This window comes from Paenibacillus rhizovicinus, assembly GCF_010365285.1.
Taxonomy (GTDB): domain Bacteria; phylum Bacillota; class Bacilli; order Paenibacillales; family Paenibacillaceae; genus Paenibacillus_Z; species Paenibacillus_Z rhizovicinus.
In genome coordinates this window covers 5,631,559-5,651,263 of the sequence record NZ_CP048286.1, presented here as the reverse complement: position 1 = coordinate 5,651,263, position 19,705 = coordinate 5,631,559, and the positions used below count along the sequence as shown (strand labels likewise).

The window sequence follows — 19,705 nt, the reverse complement described above, 5'->3', positions numbered from 1 at the left end:
GAACAAGGCTTGCCCGCGGCGGACATCCGTCCATGCGGGCAAGCCTTGTTCGTTCCTTCCGGAAACATTCTGCTGCGGGAACTTGCTCAATCGTTCCGATCCGCGGCCACCATCAAGAACATCGGCCGGCGCAGCTCGTCGCGCATGCCGGGAATCGTCTCGACCATCTCCCGCGACGGCTGGGGCTCGGACAGCTTCCGAATGCTGAAGCCGGTTTCGATCAGCGCGTTCAGCAGCGTAGCGACGGTGCGATGGTATTTGATCACGTCATTCTCGAGAAATCTCGCCTGCCGCAAGCCTTCCGCGTAATAATCGTCGACCGGCCAATGCAGCTTCTCGCCCTCCGGACCGTAATGCCAATCCTGCGCGGCGCGCGCGGTGAAGACCGGGTGCTCGGTCGAGAAGACGAAGCTGCCGCCGGGCGCGAGCAGCCTGCGGACATCCCGGCAAACGGCGTCGAAGCGCTCGATATAGTGCAGGGCGAGCGAGCTGATCACGACGTCGAACGAGCCAGCCGGATAATCGAGATCCTCGATCGCCAGACGGCGGTACTCGATCTTCGGATCGTCGGTCAGCTCCCTGGCACGCGCCAGCATATTGTCCGAAATGTCGATGCCTACGACCGACTCGGCCTGCTGCTCCCTCGCATACCGGCAATGCCAGCCGAAGCCGCAGCCGATATCGAGCACCCGTTTCCCCTTCAAGTCAGGCAGCATCGGCCTGAAAGACTGCCATTCGCCAGCCGCTTCCAAGCCGCCGATCGAACGCGGCATCCCGCTGTAGTTGGCGAAGAAGCCATCTTCGTCGTATTTATTTTGTTTCATGGCAAATCCCTCCACTCTTCCATCATCTCTTCCATCATGCCAGAAATTGCGAAAGAAACAAACCGGAGGCGCACCCTTCGTTCGGGATGCGCCTCCGCTTATACTTTAGTCTTTAATATCGAGGTCTTGGCGAACCTTGCTGCGCTTGCCCGTCATTTCGTAAATAACCGGAACGACGATCAGCGTAAGCAGCGTCGAAGTCGTCAAGCCGCCGATAACCGTGATCGCCAAACCGCCGGAAATCAAGCTTGTCGAGGACGTCGACAATGCCAGCGGCAGCAAGGCAAGAATCGTTGCGCAAGCCGTCATCAGAATCGGTCTCAGCCTTGTCTTCGATGCTTCTACGAGCGATTCGCGAAGCTCCATGCCGAGCTTGCGGTTCGTTTCGACGCGGTCAAGGAGTACGACCGCATTGGTGACGACGATACCGACGAGCATCAGCATCCCGATCATCGCGCTCATCGAGAGCGAGTTGCCCGTGATCAGCAGGGCGCCAAGCGCGCCGCTCGGTACGAAGAGCAGGGAAGAGAGAATGATCAGCGGCACGCGCAAACCGCCGAACGTCATGCTCATGACCAGGAAGACGAGCCCGATTGCAGCTCCCATTGCCATGCCCATGCTCTTGAAGCCGCTGGTGATCATTTCGAGGCCGCCGCCGGTTTTCACATCGACATTGCTTGGCAGCGACAAGCTGTCAATATCCGATTTGATCGTGTTCGTGACCTTAGCCGTTTTGTCCGTATCTTTCACGTTGCCTTTCACTTCCGCGTACGTTTTGCCTTCTTCATGGTTAATGGCAACCGGAGCCGTCGACTCGGACAAGTCCGCGAGCTCGCTCAGTTTCTTCACGCCCGCAGCCGTCGGAATCGTAATGTTCTCCAATTCGGACTTGGACGAGATTTGCTGTTGGTACGCCATCGTGATATCCCAGTTCTTGCTGTCCAGCGTGTACGTGCCGACATTAACCGGACGCAGCTGTTCATTGACGGCACCCATGATTTGGAACGAAGAAACGTTCAGATCCTTCGCCGTTTGATTGAGCGAGAGCACCCATTTCGGCGATACGTCTTTGAGATTATTCGAGACGTCTTTCATGTCCGTGTTGGCTTTCATCAAGTTCTCGACTTGCGATGCCGCTTTGGACAATGCCGTCAGATCGTCGGAATAGAGGTCGATCGTGACTTCGCTGCCCGTCGGCGGTCCGTTCTGTTCGCCTTCTTTGACGTCAACTGTCGCTTTAGGCGATACGGCCGTCACGATTTTTTTCAAATCCTCGTTCGCTTTGTCGATCAATTCGTTCGTATCGACTTTCGCGTTTTCCTTGAATTGTACTTTGAACGAAGCCGTATTCGTGCTTGGAATTTGTACGAAAGGATTGTCCACGCCGCCAACCATCGCTTGATAATTGTCGATGTCCTTCAAGCCTTTCAAGTATTCCTCCACTTTCCCGGCTGCCGCGTTCGTCTCTTCCAGCGGCGTTTGTGCCGGCATCTTCAGGTCGACCCCGATGGAAGCGACATTGCCGGCCGGCAGGAATGCCACGCCGAGCAGCGGAATCGTGCCGAACGAAGCGAACAGCAGGACGATCGACAGGATCAATACCCATGCTTTGCGTCGCAGTGCGCCACGGATGACCCGCTCGTAGAAGTCGTTGAAGCGGCTGCCTTCCTTATGCGGCTTGATGGAATTGAAGAACTTCGCGCCCAGCACCGGAATGAGCATCATGGCGACGAGCAGCGAGCACAGGATCGAAATGACGACCGCGATGGCGAACGGACGGAAGAACTCGCCGATAATGCCCGTTACGAACGCAAGCGGCGCGAATACGACAACGGTGGCGATGGTCGAGGAGCCGACCGCGCCGATAACTTCCTTCGTTGCGCGGAACGCCAGCTCTTTGCCGTTCATCTCGCGGCCCTTCTCTTGGCGCCATCTGAAAATATTCTCGATAACGACGATACTGTCATCGACGATCCGTCCGATGGAAACGGCGATCCCGCCGAGCGTCATGATGTTAAGCGTATAACCCATTTGATTCATCAGTGCGATCGTTGCGAAAATCGAGATCGGCAGCGAGATGATGGAAATAAGCGTCGCCCGGATATTCCGCAGGAACAGGAAGATGATGATGACGCAGAACAAGGCGCCGAACAAGCCTTCCCGAATGAGCGAGTTAACGGAGTGCTTGATATCCTCGCCTTGGTCTTGAATCAGGCGAACGTCGAGCGTGCCTTTATCTTGGAAAGCTTTAAGCTCTGCCTTAACGTCATCGGATACGTCAGCCGTATTGGCGTCTTGCGTCTTAACGACGCTGACGATGAAGCTGGACTGGCCGTTGTAGCGCGTAATTTCATTTTGGGACGAGACGGTGTTGATTTTGGCGATGTCCGACAGCTTCACTTTCGCTGCCCCCGGAGCTCCGCCTTTCGCGCCGGCGCCTGCGCCCGCACCCATGCCTTGACCGCCGCCCGCGCTGAGCTGCAGGTTATTGATTTGATCAATGGAGTCGATCTTGCCTACGAGGCGGATCGGAATGGTATTGTCATCCTGGCTGACCGAACCGAGCGGCAGCGCGTAATCGAGCGATTGAATGGCCGTCTGAATCGCGTTCAGCGACAAGCCGTACTGCGCGGCCTTATCCTTGTCCACTACGATGCGAAGCTCTTGGGACACCGCGCCTTTCAGCGTTACCGAGCTGACGCCGGATACTTTCTCCAGCTTCGGAACGACGGTTTCTTCCAGCGTTTTCTGAAGTTCGGCCGTATCTTCCTTCGAGGAGAAGATGGCTGCTTCATAGATCGGCGCTTCGCCGAACGACAGCCGCTGAACCGTAACCTTCGCCTGATCCGGGAGCGTAAGCTTCGCTACCGCGGCCTCGGCGTCTTTCATCTTGTCGTCCATGTTCGTGCCGAATGCATATTGCAGGAAGATACTCGAGGAATTCTCGCTGCTCGAGCTTGTGAGCGAATCGTAATTTTTCAAGCCCAGCAGGCTTTGTTCGATCGGTTTCGTGACCTCCGACTCGATTTCCTCGGTCGAAGCGCCAGGGTATACCGTCTGAATGAAGACGGCCGGGAATGTCACGTCCGGGAACGTCTGCTGCTTGATTTGGGTCGACGAGTAGAAGCCGAAGCCCAGTACGAGCAGACAGAGAATCACGATCGCGACACCGTTTTTCAAACTGAATCTGGATAAAGCGTTCATTGGGTTCTCTCCTCTTCTCTTTATATAGAGAGTATCATAACGGAGTTTTTTGAACTGAACATGAACTGGCGGTTACAATATTAGACAATCTCCGTTTTTGGCCGTATTGGAAGCCTGACTGTGAACAACGTATGAACGCCGGGCTCGCTTTCCGCTTCAATGCTTCCACCATGCACGTCGATGATCGCTTTAACGATCGATAAACCGAGCCCGTTTCCTTTGACCGCGTAATCCCGAGCCTTGTCCGCCTTGTAGAAAGGCGTGAAAATATGCTGCAGCTCTTCGTGCCCGATACCGTGGCCATTGTCGCGAACGACGGCGACCGCCATGCCATCGATTAAGCGCAGCGTAATCGTGATTTCCCCCTGGGGCTCCGTGAACTTGATGCTGTTGCTAATCAAATTATGCCACACTTGCTCGAGACTATCCGCGTCTCCATAGATGGTCACATCGTCCAAATCCAGCTCCGGCTCGATCCCTTTCTCATGCCATTGCGGCTCGCTCGCAATGATGCTGCGGCGGATTTGCTCGTCCAGCCTGAAGTAACCGGGATGGTGAAGCTGCTGATCCTGCTGCAGCACCGACAGACGCAGCAAATTAGCGCTCAACCGGGACAGACGCTGACTTTCCTCTTCGATAATGGTCAGATAGTGTTTCCGTCCTTCTTCCGTCATCGTCTTCGTTCGAAGCGCTTTGGAAAATCCCGAGATCGACGTCAAGGGCGATTGGATTTCATGAGCGACGTTGTTGACGAAATCGCTTCGCAGCTTGTCCAGCATGCGCAGCGAGCCCGCCATTTCGTTGAAGCTGTCCGTCAAGACGCCCAGCTCGTCCTTGCGCTTCGTGCGTAGCACGATACCGAAGTCGCCTTTGGCCATGCGCTTGGTCGCCTCCGTCATCATTTGCACGGGCTTGACGATGTACCGGGCGGCAAGCAGAATGAGCAGACTTCCCGCGAGCAGCACGCAGCCGAATACGGTCAGCGTGAATTTGCGGAACATGTCCAGCAACTTGCTAAGCTCCGGCGTAATGTACAGCGCGTAGGATTGGTCGTGCAATTGGAATGGCAGGCCGATCAGCAAGGATGCCGTTTTATGATGATCATGGATGTACGTCACGGTGCCCCGGTAAATGCCGCCTTGGAGCACCGGCTTCAGCTGCGACGGCGAAATCGGCGTCTTCTCGCCGCTCCCGCCGTCGCCGTAAGATATCGTCTTTCCGTTCTCGTCCATGATTTTGACGCGCAGACCCGGGACGTCGACTGCGTTCTCCAGCACCGTTTGGAGGCTCTCCGGCGGCGCATCGCCGAGCTCGCGGATGATTTTCTTGCCGCTGGCGATCATCTGGTCTTCGGCGAGCGATGTCACGTTCCTGCTGTACATGTGGATTGCAAGCATGAAAGACACGCCAAGGCTGATAATGACGGCGGCAATGAAGATGAGCACGGTCCTGACGTACAGCGACCTAATCATGAAGGACCTCGAGCCGGTAGCCGAGTCCGCGCAATGTCACGATTTTGAATTTTTCTTCATAAGCTGCAAAGCGTTCACGTAATCTTTTGATATGAACGTCCACCGTCCGCTCGTCGCCTTCGTATTCGAATCCCCAGATCTGTTCGATGAGCGCAGCCCGCGTGAACAGCTGTCCGGGATGGCCCGCCAGCTTGTACATGAGCTCGAATTCCTTCAGCGGGATGGTCATCGCTTCCTCGGTGTCTTTGAAAATGACCTGGTAACCGAGCCGGTCCAGAACGATTCCGCCGATCGTCACCATCTGCGAAGCCGAGATCCGGTACCTCTTCAGCAGCGCTTTCACGCGCACGACCAGCTCCATGGGGTCGAACGGCTTCGTCATATAATCGTCGGTCCCCAGCTGGAACCCTTTGATTTTCTCCTCCGACTCGCCTTTCGCCGTGATCATCAGGATCGGCATGTCGCCGGATGCCCGGATTCTTCGGCACAGCTCCCAGCCGTCCATCCGCGGCATCATGATGTCCATGATGGCCATGTCGACCGGATTGTCCGTTATGTATAACCACGCCGCTTCGCCGTTCGCGAACTCCACGACATCGAATCCTTCGTCGCGCAAATAAAGCTGAACGAGCTCGCGTATATGCGCATCGTCGTCGATGACCGCAATTTTTGCCATTCCTGTAATCGCCTCGCGTTCATGTATGACTTTGGTCCTTGTCAATGACCGGACAATAACTTATTATTACAGAATTGCAGTCAGAGATGCTAGTCTAATAGACTCGCTTGTGCGTGAAAGGGGGAAATCGATGTGAACCTGTTGAAACGTTATTATCCATTGATCGGCATGCTTATTTTTCCTGTCATGGGCTGGATTTACGCTTATACGAACAATCCGAATCATCATCCGAGCCAGCAAATTTATAGCCTGATGACGGCCATGGACCGGGCGATACCGCTCGTCAAAATATTCGTGCTGCCTTACTCCGTTTGGATCTTCTATATCTATGTCTGCCTGATCTATTTCTTTATGAAAGACCCGGCCGTTTACCGCAGGGCGCTTATTACGTACGTGACCTGCGCGCTGATCTGCTACGGTATTTACCTCGTCTTCCAGACAACGGTGCCGCGTCCGGATTTGACCGGGAACGATCCGATTACGCGTTTGCTGATGTTCGTGTATCATCGCGACGAGCCGTTCAACTGTTTCCCGAGCATTCACTGCTTCTCCAGCTACATGGTCATGAAAGCCTTGTACGAGAGCAAATTCCGCACCCGTCTGAATCAAACGCTGATCTATGGCATGTCTACGCTTATTATCGTCTCGACGTTCCTAATTAAACAGCATACGCTGCTCGATGCCGCCTGCGGCATTCTGCTTGCGGACATCGTCTATCGCGTGCTGCTCCGTATCGAACGGAGTTCCGGACATCGCAGCAAAGCGAAGCAAGTCATGCAGCAGACGAACATGTAATAGATAAAGTCATAACAAAAAAGCCCCCTGACGAGCGATTGCCCGCCAGAAGGCTAATAGGAAACCTGCTATTCTTGAAGCTCCTGCGATTCCAGACCCAGCTCCGGACCCGGGCCGATCGACTGCCTTTCTATCCATTTTACCGGAATGTCGGCCCGTTCCCGCTGGATCGTCCCGTGCTCCAATTGATCGACGATCATCATCGCTGATCTTCTGCCGATCTCCACGTAATTCTGCTCGACCGTCGAAATCGGAATGTCGGCTTGACGCGACATGTCGTTATTATCGAAACCGACGACGGAGAGCTCTTCCGGCACGTTCACGCCTAATTCCATGCAAGCCTTGATGCAATCGTACGCGACCATATCATGCTCGGCCTGAATGGCCGTCACTTGCAACGCGAGCAAACGCTCGATGAGCTGCCTGTAGAACGCACGGCGGACGTCCGTCGGACCTTCCGCTTCCTTATGCATGTCGCTGAAGATCAATTCCGTATCCAGCGTGATCCCGTTATCGCTCAAGGCCTTGCAGTAGCCGAAATACCGGTCGTGCACCGTGCTGCGATATTGAATGCCGATGGTAGACAGGAACGCGATACGCGCATGACCGAGCTCGATGAGCTTCGATGCGGCCGTGTAGCCGCCTTCGAAGTTGTCCGATACCGCGCTCCCCATCGCCAGTAAACTATAATACTGATCGACGGTGACGATCGGATAACCGTTCTGATGAAGCGCGTGAACGATATCCATATTGTGCTGCGTGCTGACCGGGTACAGAATAATGCCGGACGTTCCTCGTTTGGGCAGCGATTGCAGCAGCTCCCGCTCGCGCGCGCTGTTCCATTCGCTGTTATGAATACTTAGATAGTAGCCTTTGGACTCCACGTATTCGGCCACGCCCTGCATATGCTCGAACGAGTTGTTCGCGGAAACGAATGGTAGAATCATAGAAACGATTCGGCTGGGCGCAGGAACGGCCTGCATCTCCTTCTCCGCCGTGACCTCTTCCTGCTTCTTGACGAAGCTCCCGCTGCCCCTTCTGCGATAGATCAGTCCTTCCCGCTCCAATTCGATCAGCGCCCGCTTGGAGGTTATACGGCTGACCCCGAATTGCTCCGCGAGCTCGACTTCGGTCGGAAGCTGCTGGCCGATCACGTATTCGCCCTGTGAAATGCGCTCTCGTAAAATCCCGAGTATCTGACTGTATAACGGCTTATAATCGCTAAGCAAAACGCACCCACACCTTAGCCTTAATATTTCCTTAAGTATATCGGTAATTGCTTGACGAATCCAACCTATTTTGCATCAGTAGACTTAACCCGTAATGCCCGTCCGCTCGACGCTTTCCACGAAATAACGCTGCACGAACAAATACATGATCACGAGCGGGGCGATCGTGAGCAGCACCCCTGTATTAAGCAGCATCGACGTATAGATCGGATCCGGTTCCTTCAAGCCGATGCCCATGTCCATCAGGCTTGTGGACAGCACCTTGACTTGCTTCAGGAACAAACTGACGTAGTAACTGTCGTTCCACTGCCAGACGAAGGAGAAGAGCAGCACCGTGACGATCGCCGGTACCGCATTCGGAAGCATGATCCGGAAGAACGTCCGGAAGACGCCCGCGCCGTCGACCAGCGCAGCCTCTTCGACCTCCTTGGGAATGCCCCGGAAGAACTGGCGGAATATATAAATGTAGAGCCCGTTCTTCAGCCCCATCGCCGTGCCGGCGGAAATAATAAACGGCCAGAACGTGTCGATCAAATTCAGTCCTCTCTTGCCTGTAACCAAATGCACGACCCCGAACAGATCGAAGTACCGGTAGGTCAAGTACAGCGGAATCATGATCGTCTGAGGCGGCACCACGATCGTGAAGATAACGAGCGCGAACAGAATGCCGCTGCCCTTAAACCGCAGTCGCGCGAAGGCGTAGGCGGCGAGCGCGCACGACGCCATCTGAATGACCGTCGTGCTTGCCGATACGTAGATCGTATTCAGCAAAGCGGTGACATAATGGGACGATTCGATGGCGATCCGAAAATTATCGAGCGTGATGTGGCGCGGAATCCAGAGTACCGTCGGATCGTAGATATCGGCTTTGCTTCGGAATGCCACGGAAACCCGCTGAAACAGGGGAAACAGAATGACGAAGCAGAAGCCGAGGATCATGATGGTGCGGATGAGCAGCCATAACCAACGTTTTGTTTTGTCCACCGGACGATGTTTCCTTACGAAGACAATGGCATAATCTGTTGGCGATTTCATAGACTTCCCTCCACGTTAGTCATAATAGAACACTTTGCGCGAGATCAGTCCGACCGACAACGCGAGCACGAGTCCGACGCAGAGGAAGAAGACCCATGACATTGCGGCGCTTAAACCAAAGTCGAACACTTTGAATGCCGTTTCCGAGATCAGCAGATTAATAGAATTGCTGTTCACCGTATCCGTGATCGAATACACCATATTCGTCAGAATGAGCGGCGTCATCATCGGGAACGTAATTTTCCAAAAGCTCTCGTAGCCCGTCGCTCCTTCAATCTTGGACGCTTCGTACAACGACGGGGAAATCGACTGCAGGCCCGCGAGGAAGATCAAGATCTGCACGCCGGACGAGCTGATGATTTCATAGATTCGGTCCACCGCTCCGGTGAGGTAGTTAACGATACCCGGGGACAGACCGGAATCCAGCATCATTTTGCTTAATTCGATGCTTTGCATCACGCCGCCGGAGTCGTCGCCGCTCCCCGATCCGATTGCGCCGCCCCCGACGAAACTGCTAATATCCAAGTTCGCGATCGCGCTGGAGGCGATGATGACCGGCAGGAAGAAGACGGCCCGGGCGAACGAACGCCCTTTGAACTTCTGATTCAGCAGCACGGCGGCGAACAGACTGAAGATAATGATTAGCGGCACGTTCACGACCAGGTTCACGACCGATTCGGTCAATGTGCGCGGAAAATCAGGATTCGTCGTGAACAGACTCGTATAGTTGCTGAATCCCTTGTACGTGACATCGAAGCCGCCTTCTACCATATCCAGCGAGCTTAAGCTGTAGCGGAACGACTGGATCATCGGCAGAATAAACAAGAGTACCATGCCGATCATGAGCGGTGTCGCGAACAGCACGCCGTACCAAGCGTTCTTCTGCTTAAGCGTCATACGTTTCTTCTCCATGCTATTCACCGCCTAACCGGAAGCTTTCGGCGCCGATGCTCATACCGTTCACCTGTACTGCTGTCGTATTGTAATTAATGAGAATCGAAAGACCGTTCTCGAATGTCGTTTCAACCACGCCATCTGCTAGATTGCGGTGCCCGACAATCGTTTCGTTCCGGACTTGCTTCAGGACGGGATTCATTTCTTGATAGAGCGCCGTCGCCTCGTCGATCCAATCCGCGTAATGCAGCGCGTACAAATCGTTGTAGGCCGTATCCTTCACGGCGGACGAGTCCTTGTAATACCATACGTAATACAGATTCGAACCCGTTTCGAGCGCTTTGAGCATCGAGGCCCTCGGACTCGTCGTATCTTCCCGGTTGAAAGGCGCCCCTGCCAGGTCAACGTAGCCGTGCAGCGCGATCTGATAGAACATGACGTCCTCGTCCGTGATATTCTTCCGGTTACTGGAGGTCGGTGCGCCGACGATGATATCCGCGTACGGCACCATATAGGCATTGCCGCCGCTGACCATCAGCGATTCGGTTCCCTGCTTCAATTTGCCGGCTTCGGCGACGATCGTACCCAGCGCATCCTGACGGCTGACGGGCGAGCTCGGATTGAAGTCCGAATTGACCTCGCTGCCCATGTCCCGCAGCGACAGGCCGTGGATGCCAAGCTTCCCGTAATCGGACAGGAATCCACCGACCGTACCCGGCAGCTTGTTCGCGGACAGCACATAATGCGAGAAGGAAGCGGAATCCTTGACGAACATAACCGGATCGTACTTATAGATCGCCGCATTGCGTCTGTCCAGGAAGTCCGCGCTGTCCTGCGATCCTTTGTATTTCTCCAGAAACGCGGTATCCGGATACAAGCGGACACCGTTCTCCTCGGCATAGTTCGCCAGCTTGTTCAGCCCCGATTTCCCGCCGAGCGCGCTTTCGGGCTTGATTGACTTCGGCGAGCCGTGACGGATGCCGCCATTGAACCAGCCGACATACCGCAGCGCCAGATCGTCGACTCCCCGTTCCTTCAGCATCGCGATAATCCGGGCAGCATCCTCGAAGGTCGTCAACGGTTCCGTCGTCTTGTACGGGATGCCGAGGAATGACTTCTGCCTCTTGAACGCCCCTTCCAGCTCGAGAATAAATGGCGCATTCTCGGCGGACGTCAGCTTCTTCAGGTCGTATTTCGCGATCAAGTATTCCCGGTAGGCTCCCGCCATTCCGACGTAATCCGCATCGTCCCCGGAGAGAAACGCATATCGGAGCTTGATATCGCCCTGATACGGATGCTTCTGAAACATCGGTACCGAACTCGACTTCGTACCGGACGTTAGCGTGTAGACATCCTGGGCGACGAACTGGAATTCCGCATTGACGCTGTTGTAGGCATCATGTCGGCCGCTAATGTCTGCCAATATGCTGGCGAGCGCGTCGCCGCCTTCGATAATGCCCAGCACCGCATGGTCGTTCTGCTTCATTCCGAATACGGGAAGGCGAACCGGCGTGCTTGTCAGTACGCGCTCCTTCACGTCGAACGTGCCGTCCTCGCCGTAGACCGGCATGCGGTACGGTTCGGCGGTCAGCTTCTTGTTGTTCAAGCGGATCAATGCGCCCGAGCCGTCAGGGACGAAAATATAACCGTCCTTCTTATCGTCAGCCGCCCCGAAGTGCTTCAGCACCTGTACGGAAGCGAGCGGAAATGCCTCGTTGTATTTGACATCCTTACCGTGGATCGTGACCACGAATTGATCGCCGTCCAAGGCATATTCGACCGGAATCGTAAATTGCGCCTCCGCCTCCGCCGCTTCCTCGGAAGAGCCGCCGTTCTCCTTGTTATCCTTGGCGGCATCCTTCGCCGTGTAACCGGCTGAAGTCAGATAGTCCGCGAGCTCCTGCTTCACGTTGTCCTGGAGGTTCCGAACCGTGTACACCTGCTTCTCTTCGTTATACCGGTATTTGTACGTCACCTGCTTGCGGGCATCGTCGTCCTTCAATTTCGCAAGGATCGCATCTTCGAACCGCTGCTTGCCGATAACGGCGGGGATGATATCCGTATTTCCCGCCGCTTTGCCGAACTGGTACGTGACGTTGACCGCCCCGTCCTTCACGTTGATGGCGAACTGCTTCTTCTGTACGCTGTCGTCGAAGCTGTTGAACCGATAGACTTGGCCTTTGTCGTTGTAGTAGTTCAATAGCAGCTGCGAGGACATTTCCGACCGGTACAGCGGCGAGGCAAGCTTGTCGCTGCCGGCGTCCACCGGATTGGAGAACCAGATATAGCCGTCCCGCTTGTCCTTGACGGCGATTGCCGCCGTTTCCCTGTTGATGAACAGCGCAAGCGAATCCGTCTCGGACACTTGCTCCATGCGGGTCAGCGCCGCCAGCTCCTCCGGCGTATTCGACGTGCGCGGAGTGACTGCCGCTTGCCCGGATGCCGTATCAATGGACGCGATTGCCGCTTCGCGCGCGGCGGCTTTTCCGTTAGCGGCAGCCGGCGACGGCGCGATGGACAGCTTCGGAGCGCCGCTGCCCTCGGATTGTCCGTGCGCGAAGTGGCGTACGGGACTGACTGCTGCCAAACTGACGCAGAGGGCAGCCATTACGATGCGTTTTCGATTTTTCACAACCGTCCCCCTTAATGAACGTAATTCCGCCGGCCGGTCACTGCCATCTGAATGACATTTCCGCATACAGCGATTTGAAGAAACTGACCATCTCCTGGGTCATATTGAAGAACAGCATGCCGAGGAACAGTATGATGCCGATTACGACAAGCGTAAGCAGCATGGTCAGGAGCGTTTTGCCTGCCGAATATTGATGAACGGTCATCGTGCCGACGAACAGCAGCCCGATAAACCAGCCGACCGCGATCGTATTCAGCAAATAGTAGAACGAGCTCTCGTCTGCCGTGATGACGTTGCTGTACAGCGTTTGCGGCAAATAAACGAGCATGAGCGGCATAAGCGAATAGCCGGTGGCCATCACGATCTCGCGAAACTTGCCTTCGCCGTCCATCAAGGTCGTCAGCGACCAGTTGGCCACGCACCATAGCAGAAACGGCAGCAGAATGAATTTCAACTCGTCGATGCTGTTCAATTCGGCCGGATTGTTGTAGTTCACGACAAACCCGCTGTATTGGCGTTTCAGAATCGTGAACACGGCAAGCAGCAGCAGAACGCCGATCGCGATCTTCAATCTGCCTTTCTTCTCGAACTTCATCTCCCAGAAACCGTTGAACGGATGCAGCATGGTATAGAACGGATTCTTGAGTATGCCGACTTCCTCGTAATGCTTGCCGGCGACCCGTCTGCGAACGAGCTTCGTTGCGCCGATAACGAGCAGAACGGCGGCCAAGACGACGAGTACGATCGTCCCGAAACGATCCAGCACGATTTCCTTGCGGTAACGCTTGAACGCTTCGGAGTACTTCTCCCGATTGTTGCCCAGCTTGAAATACCGCATCGCTTCTTTGTTCTCGCCCTGCTTCAGCAGCGATTTGCCGATCCCGATATAGGCGACCTCGTAGTTGCTGTTGATCTTAAGCACGTCCTGCCACGCGGAGGTCGACTGCTCGATCTTGCCGTTGTACAACGACGTAACCGCCTTGCGGATAAGACTGCCGTAACGGGTCGGTTCGAACACCGTCAAACGGCCGTTGTCCTTGTCCAGAACGAGCGTCTGCTCCCCTAGCATGCCGATCGCCGACGGGGTGCGGAACTTCCCCATCTCCGCTCCTAAGCCGCCGAACATGTAGAGCAGATTGCCGTCTTTGTCATAGGTGAAAATCCTTCCGCGCTTCGAGTCCAGCGCGCTGTACATGCCTCCCTCGTCCTGCGTGACGTCAACGAAGATCGAGCTGCCGGGAATGCTGCCCGCATCCCGCGTGCCGACATCCCCTTTGGGAGGAAAATAACCTTTGCTCCGCAAAATGTCGACGCCGGACGGATTCAGCTTCTTGAGCGGGCTGTTCCCGTTCTCTTCCACCGTCGTCGTGTACATGAAACCGTCGCCGTCGATGGCGATATTGTTGAACTCGAGCGGAATGAACTGCTCCATCTGATCGCGCTGCTTCTTCGTGGACAGCCGCTTCCACAGCAGGTCCGCCGGGTTGAACTTGACGCGGTTCGTTCCGATGAACCCGCTGAACGCGCCGTCCTGATCGAACTCCATGATCCCTTCGTAGGAACCGCGGCTGACCAGATAGAGGCGCTGCGCGCTGTCCATGACGATCTTGCTCGGCGCGTATTGGAAACCGTCGCGGATGAGCGTGGATTGCGGCTTGTCGATCGCCCGAATGAAGCGGCCGTCGGCGGCAAGTTCGACGATGCGGCGATTTTGCGTGTCGGCGACGTACAGATTGCCTTCCTCGTCCGCGAAGACACCTTCCGGCTGATTGAACGTATCCTGCTTGCCCTCATGCTCGAAGCCGGCGATGACCCGTTCGACCTGAAGTGCTTTATTCAAGACGATCATCCGGTTGTTGCCGGTATCGGCGATATAAACCTTGCCTGTTCGCGAGATGTACATATCCTGCGGCGACGATAGCCCGCCGATGTTCAAGTCCGCTCCGTAGACGACCCGCGCGGCGACATACGGATCCGGCGCCGGCACGGCGTCTCCCCAATAGGAATAGGTGTAGCTGTCGCCGGAGGCCGCTGCCACGGGAGCGAACTGGCTGATCAAGAAGATGACCAGCAGTAGTGCTGCAATCGTTCTTTTGGCTGTCAAATCCGGCTCCCCCCTGCTTACTCTTTCAGCCCCGATGTAGACATCGTTTGGATGACTCTGCTTTGCGTGAAAATAAAGACGGCGATCGGTACCGACATCATCAGCAGCGTTACCGCCGCGACCGGCCCCGTTCTGGCGATCCCGCCGCTGGCGATTTGCCCGAAGACCGCGTCGACCGTACGCAGCTGCTCGCTGTAAATATATTTGTGGCTCGTCACCGATCCGTTCGTCCACAAGCTCTGCAGCGAGAAGATGATGAGCGTCATCCAGGCCGGCTTCACGATCGGCATGACGATCTGCCAGTAGATCCGGTACTCGGTGGCGCCGTCGATCTTGGCTGCTTCGATGAGCGCGTCGGGAATTTGCTCCATGAACTGCTTCATGAGATACAGCCCGAGCGTCGATCCGAATGCCGGCAGCAGAATCGCCCAATACGTATCGAGCATGCCAAGATACGAAATCGTCATATAGTTCGGCACCTGGGTCACGTAGGGCGTAAACATCAGCGACATGACCACCAAGGCGAACAACGGCTTGTTGAACGAGAACTTCACCTTCGCCAGTACATAGGCCGCGGCGGACGCGATGATGACATGGCCGAACGTCCCCGAGATCGCGATGAAGAACGTATTGAACACGTAGCGCGAGAACGGCACCCACGAATCCGAGAAGATGCCGACCAAATCCTTGAAGTTCTTGAACGTCGGATTGCTGACGATGAACTTCGGCGGGAAAGCGAAAATTTCGTTAAGGGGCATGAATGCCCGGTTAATCGTGTAAATGAGCGGAAGCGACATGAATGCGGCAACGCCGGTAAGCAGCACGAACAGCAGAATATCGACCGTCCAGGAGCGATTCAGTCTTTTCTTGAGCAGTGACTTCACATTCATCGCCCTTTATTCACCTACTTTTCGGAGAAACTTCTGCGTAATCAAATTCGTCCCCATCATGATCGCGAACAGAATCGTGGCGATCGCGGACGCGTATCCCATCTGGAAGCGGATCGTGCCGTAGTCGATCAGATGCGTAACGATCGTGTGCGCGGCATAGTCCACGCTCGGGAAGCCGATCATGTAGATCGAAATTTCCGCGACGGCGAATGCCGACGTAATCTGAATCACGGCGCCGAACATGAGCTGCGGGCGCATGGCCGGCAAGGTAATGAACCATAGCTCCTGCCAGCGGTTGCGGATGCCGTCGATCGCGCCCGCTTCGTACAAGGTGCGGTCGACGTTCTGCAACCCGGCGATGAACGCCAGGAACGAGGTGCCGAGGCTGAGCCACAGCTGCACGACCATTAGAATCGGCAGCATGTATTTCGGGTCCTGCAGCCATTGGATCGGCTCCAGAATGAAGCCCCACTTGATCAGGAACGCGTTCATGTAGCCGTAAGAATCGCTGGAGAACAGCGTCTGCCAGATCAGGTACGTGTTGCCTGCAATCGACGGGGCGTACAGCACGAGCGTCAGTACGGCCCGCAGCTTCGGCGGCAGCTCGTTGATCAGCCACGCGAACAAGAAGCAGGCGATATAGCTGATCGGTCCGGTGATGAACGCGAACAGGAACGTATTCTTCAAGGCGATCAGGAAGACGTCGTCCTGCACGAACAGGTGGGCGTAATTGCTCCAGCCGATCCACCGCGGGAATTGCAGCATGTTGAAATACGTAAAGCTGAGCACGACGGACATCAGCACCGGAATGACGGTGAACACCAAGAAGATGAGAAAATAAGGCGCCATCAACACAAGCGCATGCTTGTTCTGCTTCATCTCGGACTTCATTAACCGGAATTTTCTAGCGATCATCGTAGCAATCGGGAATCCCCTCACTTCTCATAGGGAAGATTGAATTCTTCTCTTCTGGCGGTGATTTCTTCGTTCATCGTGCGGACATAGTCGTCCATGGTTTCACGCGCGTCCTCGCCCTGGTTGACGACTTTGCGGAACGCATTGTCGATATTCCGTCCGGTCAAGTAACCGCCTGGCACTTCCGGAATGCCTTTCACCCATTTCATCTGCTCCATCAACGTGTTCAAATCCTGAATCGGCCACGACAGCTGCTGCAGCGCTTCCAGGTTGGCGGTCGGATAACGGGCGGACGTGCCGAGCCGTACTTCCATCTCGCGGCCGAAGTCCAATTGCGTATCCTTGCTCGTCCACCATTTCATGAACGTCCAAGCCGCGTCTTTGTTCTTCGTATTCTTGAACATGACGGTTGCCGTACCGCCCGAGCCCGTGTCTCTGCGGATCGTTCCGTCAGTCTGCTTCGTGCCCGGAACCGGAGCGAAGTCCCATAAGCCTTTGATTTCCGGCGCGTACACCGACAGCTTGTTGTACATCGTGTAGTCGACGATGCCGATCGGCATTTCGCCGGTGCGGAACCGGTTGGCGAAATCCGTCTGAATCGGGACCTTGTAGTTGACGTACAGGTCCGTCCATTTCTTGAACTGCTGGATCGCCGTCTCGTCGTCAAGACCGCTCTCCATGTCATTGTTCTTGTAGAATTGGCCGTCGTTCTGATAGAGCAGCATCGCAAAAGTCGGACTCGGCGGAAGCGTGACGACATTGGTCGTCGCCACTTCGTTGCCTTGCGCATCCAGGCCGCGCTGCGGCAGGCCGAATTGCAAGTTATGCTTCTGCAGCTCGGGAATGAGCTTGTAGACGTCGGCCCATGTTTGCGGCACTTTCAGATGGAGCTCGTCTTCGATAATGTCTTTGCGATAGAACAGCACCGGGAACGTCTGCTGCTCCGGCAGTCCGTAATACTTGCCGGAATAGGCGTACGGCACCATCGCGCTGCCGCTGAATTGCTTCGTCACCTCTTCAAAGCCAGGGAACCGGGACAAGTCCTGCAGTGCGTCCCGCGTTGCGAAATTGACCGGCAGATCGTTGCCGGCTTGCAAAGCGACGTCCGGCCCTTTGCCGGCAACCGTCGAAGACAGCAAAATATCGGCCGAAACGAGCTTGAGGTTCACTTTGATGCCCGTATCGTGCGTGAACCTGTCATCAATCAAGCGTTTCAAAATTTGCGCTTGGTCGCGGCCCGAAGTGACCCATACGGTAATCGACTTGCCGTCGCCCTCGTCGCTGCTGAAGTCGTCGTATTTCTCATAGAACGAGGCGGTGAAGGATGCCACGCTCGCCTTCAGCTTCGCCATCGTCGACGCTTCAGGATCAGGCAGCTTCGCCCCCGGCGCGGAGACGATCAAATAATCGATCGCCAGCGGCTGCTCGTTGATCATGAGCATCCAGGCGCCAAGCGCGCCGACGTTGCTCTTGAACGCATCGATGCGGCTCGGCACGGTATCCGGCCGGTTCGCCATATCCTTCAGCTGGTAGGCCAGCGAATTAAGCAGCGCCGAGCGGTCATTGCCGCCTCCGGACCCTTGAATCATCTTCGCGATCGCGTAGAGCTTGCCGCTTTCCTTGCGGAAGAGATCCGTCATTTCAGGAATCCGCTCGTCCAGGGCATAATCCCTGAATTGATCCGGTACGACGCCTGTATAACTGATGACTTTGCGGTACATCGCATTCAGATTCAGAATGCTGTTCTCCACGGTCCGCAATACGGGCGCCAGCTCCCCCAGCGTCGCTTCCAGCCGGACGGAATGCTTGCCTTTCGAAAAATAAAACAGATAAGGCGTATCCGCGTCCTTGCCGAGCACTTTCATCTGCCAGTCGCTGCCGTAAGCGAAACCGATTCGCTGCGCTTCTTGGAACGGCACTTTGCCGTCGATCGACAGCGTGCGCAGCGCGGACATATCGGTCAAATAGTTTTGCCGGTTCTTGAACGCCAGCTGATAGAGCCCGTCGCTCGGCGCATCGACTTCCCATTCGATCCATTGTCCCGGCATCCGCCAGGTCCAGCCTCCCATGGCGTTGTTCCGCAGCTTCGAAGCATGAAACGGCTCGATAGCCGGGCTAGAGCGATCGTTATAAGGAATGAGCATCGGTGACGACTTGAACGCCGCCGCCTCGCCTTGGATTTTCAAATTGGCGCCTGCTGCCGGTTTATAGCCTTTCTCGCTGTACTGCGTTGCCAATTGATCATAAGTCGGCAGCTGCTCCGGCTTGACCAACCGCAAATAATCGATGACAAGCGGCTCTTTGCTCGACGTCAACGTAAGCGCATGCCTGCCTTTGGGGAAATAGAAGAAATACGGCTGTTCATAGTACCCTTGCGCATCCTTGAAAACCGTCTCCTGCCACATCGGCGCCTCGACTTGCTTCGGCGTCAGATCGTTGCCGCGGTCGTCCCGGTCGAAGGCGGCCTTCTCGTCTTTCCAAACCCGGTTGAAAATCAAGCTTTTCGCTTCGTTGAACGGCGTCTCTCCGTCAATCAGGAGCCCGCGCTCAATATCCGAATCTTTACCCTTGACCGTAAAATACTTCATGTCGATCTGATACAAACCGTCCTGCTCGACGTCGAATCCCCAAGTAATCGAGCCCGTGTCGCCGGTTACGACCATTTTGCCTTGCGCGCCTTCGTAATTCTCGACGATGGAGGCGTTCATGCCCTGCGCATCGTTGAATGACTCCGCTTCGATACGGATCTCGGCGTCAGCCGGCGCTTCATCTTGATGCTTGGACAAATATTCGTCGTAGCTTCCCTTCTTGAACGTGACCGACATATGCTGAAGACCGGCGACGTCGAGCGGTTGATCATCGGCGGAAGCCGTGCTGCCGGATCCGCCGCCAAATGCTGTCACAGTAAAGTAAAGTACGACCAACACGATGACGAGAAACGGAATGAGTTTGAAATAGGATGGCTTCATAGTTCCCCTCTCAAAACAGAACCCCTGTCGCGTTTACCGGACGAAAACACAGTAACGCTCCAGGGA

General features: G+C 55.4%; 13 protein-coding genes. 1 reads left to right on the top strand and 12 read right to left on the bottom strand.

The annotated features are described in order from the left end of the window. Nucleotides 1–86: 86 nt before the first annotated feature. The 4 genes from GZH47_RS25135 to GZH47_RS25120 all read right to left on the bottom strand — a co-directional run bounded on the left by GZH47_RS25135 (nucleotide 87) and on the right by GZH47_RS25120 (nucleotide 6,176). Nucleotides 87–824 carry a class I SAM-dependent methyltransferase gene (locus GZH47_RS25135; RefSeq protein WP_162643757.1) on the bottom strand — a complete coding sequence of 246 codons (738 nt, stop codon included), beginning with the start codon at nucleotides 822–824 and terminating at the stop codon, nucleotides 87–89. A gap of 105 nt (nucleotides 825–929) precedes the next feature. Further along, complete coding sequence (locus GZH47_RS25130; RefSeq protein WP_162643756.1) at nucleotides 930–4,028, bottom strand: efflux RND transporter permease subunit; 3,099 nt, start codon at nucleotides 4,026–4,028, stop codon at nucleotides 930–932. Nucleotides 4,029–4,108: 80 nt separating this feature from the next. After that, complete coding sequence (locus GZH47_RS25125; protein WP_162643755.1) at nucleotides 4,109–5,500, bottom strand: sensor histidine kinase; 1,392 nt, start codon at nucleotides 5,498–5,500, stop codon at nucleotides 4,109–4,111. Further along, on the bottom strand, nucleotides 5,493–6,176 hold the full coding sequence (locus GZH47_RS25120; RefSeq protein WP_162643754.1) for a response regulator transcription factor: 684 nt from the start codon (nucleotides 6,174–6,176) through the stop codon (nucleotides 5,493–5,495). The genes GZH47_RS25125 and GZH47_RS25120 overlap by 8 nt, the downstream gene beginning before the upstream one ends. A 132-nt stretch (nucleotides 6,177–6,308) precedes the next feature. On the opposite strand from GZH47_RS25120, the gene GZH47_RS25115 reads away from it, so the two are divergent. Continuing rightward, nucleotides 6,309–6,971, top strand: a complete 663-nt coding sequence (locus tag GZH47_RS25115; RefSeq protein ID WP_162643753.1) for a phosphatase PAP2 family protein — start codon at nucleotides 6,309–6,311, stop codon at nucleotides 6,969–6,971. Nucleotides 6,972–7,039: 68 nt separating this feature from the next. On the opposite strand, the gene GZH47_RS25110 is transcribed toward GZH47_RS25115, so the two are convergent. The 8 genes from GZH47_RS25110 to GZH47_RS25075 all read right to left on the bottom strand — a co-directional run bounded on the left by GZH47_RS25110 (nucleotide 7,040) and on the right by GZH47_RS25075 (nucleotide 19,639). Next, on the bottom strand, nucleotides 7,040–8,200 hold the full coding sequence (locus tag GZH47_RS25110) for a GntR family transcriptional regulator (protein ID WP_225446203.1): 1,161 nt from the start codon (nucleotides 8,198–8,200) through the stop codon (nucleotides 7,040–7,042). 84 nt (nucleotides 8,201–8,284) lie between these two features. Then, nucleotides 8,285–9,235 carry a carbohydrate ABC transporter permease gene (locus tag GZH47_RS25105; protein WP_162643752.1) on the bottom strand — a complete coding sequence of 317 codons (951 nt, stop codon included), beginning with the start codon at nucleotides 9,233–9,235 and terminating at the stop codon, nucleotides 8,285–8,287. 15 nt (nucleotides 9,236–9,250) lie between these two features. Beyond that, nucleotides 9,251–10,147 carry a carbohydrate ABC transporter permease gene (locus GZH47_RS25100; protein ID WP_162643751.1) on the bottom strand — a complete coding sequence of 299 codons (897 nt, stop codon included), beginning with the start codon at nucleotides 10,145–10,147 and terminating at the stop codon, nucleotides 9,251–9,253. A gap of 1 nt (nucleotide 10,148) precedes the next feature. Beyond that, a complete protein-coding gene (locus GZH47_RS25095; RefSeq protein WP_162643750.1) occupies nucleotides 10,149–12,761 on the bottom strand; it encodes a DUF5696 domain-containing protein in 2,613 nt (870 codons plus the stop codon). Between the two features lie 37 nt (nucleotides 12,762–12,798). Then, on the bottom strand, nucleotides 12,799–14,865 hold the full coding sequence (locus GZH47_RS25090) for a YIP1 family protein (RefSeq protein ID WP_162643749.1): 2,067 nt from the start codon (nucleotides 14,863–14,865) through the stop codon (nucleotides 12,799–12,801). A gap of 17 nt (nucleotides 14,866–14,882) precedes the next feature. Then, nucleotides 14,883–15,755: a carbohydrate ABC transporter permease gene (locus GZH47_RS25085; RefSeq protein WP_162643748.1), complete on the bottom strand. Its 873-nt coding sequence runs from the start codon at nucleotides 15,753–15,755 to the stop codon at nucleotides 14,883–14,885. A gap of 6 nt (nucleotides 15,756–15,761) precedes the next feature. Continuing rightward, complete coding sequence (locus GZH47_RS25080) at nucleotides 15,762–16,670, bottom strand: carbohydrate ABC transporter permease (RefSeq protein WP_162643747.1); 909 nt, start codon at nucleotides 16,668–16,670, stop codon at nucleotides 15,762–15,764. Between the two features lie 20 nt (nucleotides 16,671–16,690). Then, entirely contained in the window at nucleotides 16,691–19,639 is a 2,949-nt protein-coding gene (locus GZH47_RS25075; protein ID WP_162643746.1) for an extracellular solute-binding protein, read from the bottom strand. Nucleotides 19,640–19,705 lie beyond the last annotated feature (66 nt).

Coding starts and splice junctions, on each gene's coding strand:
- GZH47_RS25085 (WP_162643748.1), bottom strand. CDS start 15,755: ATGAATGTGAAGTCACTGCTCAAGAAAAGACTGAATCGCTCCTGGACG.
- GZH47_RS25105 (WP_162643752.1), bottom strand. CDS start 9,235: ATGAAATCGCCAACAGATTATGCCATTGTCTTCGTAAGGAAACATCGT.
- GZH47_RS25100 (WP_162643751.1), bottom strand. CDS start 10,147: ATGGAGAAGAAACGTATGACGCTTAAGCAGAAGAACGCTTGGTACGGC.
- GZH47_RS25125 (WP_162643755.1), bottom strand. CDS start 5,500: ATGATTAGGTCGCTGTACGTCAGGACCGTGCTCATCTTCATTGCCGCC.
- GZH47_RS25080 (WP_162643747.1), bottom strand. CDS start 16,670: ATGATCGCTAGAAAATTCCGGTTAATGAAGTCCGAGATGAAGCAGAAC.
- GZH47_RS25135 (WP_162643757.1), bottom strand. CDS start 824: ATGAAACAAAATAAATACGACGAAGATGGCTTCTTCGCCAACTACAGC.
- GZH47_RS25075 (WP_162643746.1), bottom strand. CDS start 19,639: ATGAAGCCATCCTATTTCAAACTCATTCCGTTTCTCGTCATCGTGTTG.
- GZH47_RS25120 (WP_162643754.1), bottom strand. CDS start 6,176: ATGGCAAAAATTGCGGTCATCGACGACGATGCGCATATACGCGAGCTC.
- GZH47_RS25130 (WP_162643756.1), bottom strand. CDS start 4,028: ATGAACGCTTTATCCAGATTCAGTTTGAAAAACGGTGTCGCGATCGTG.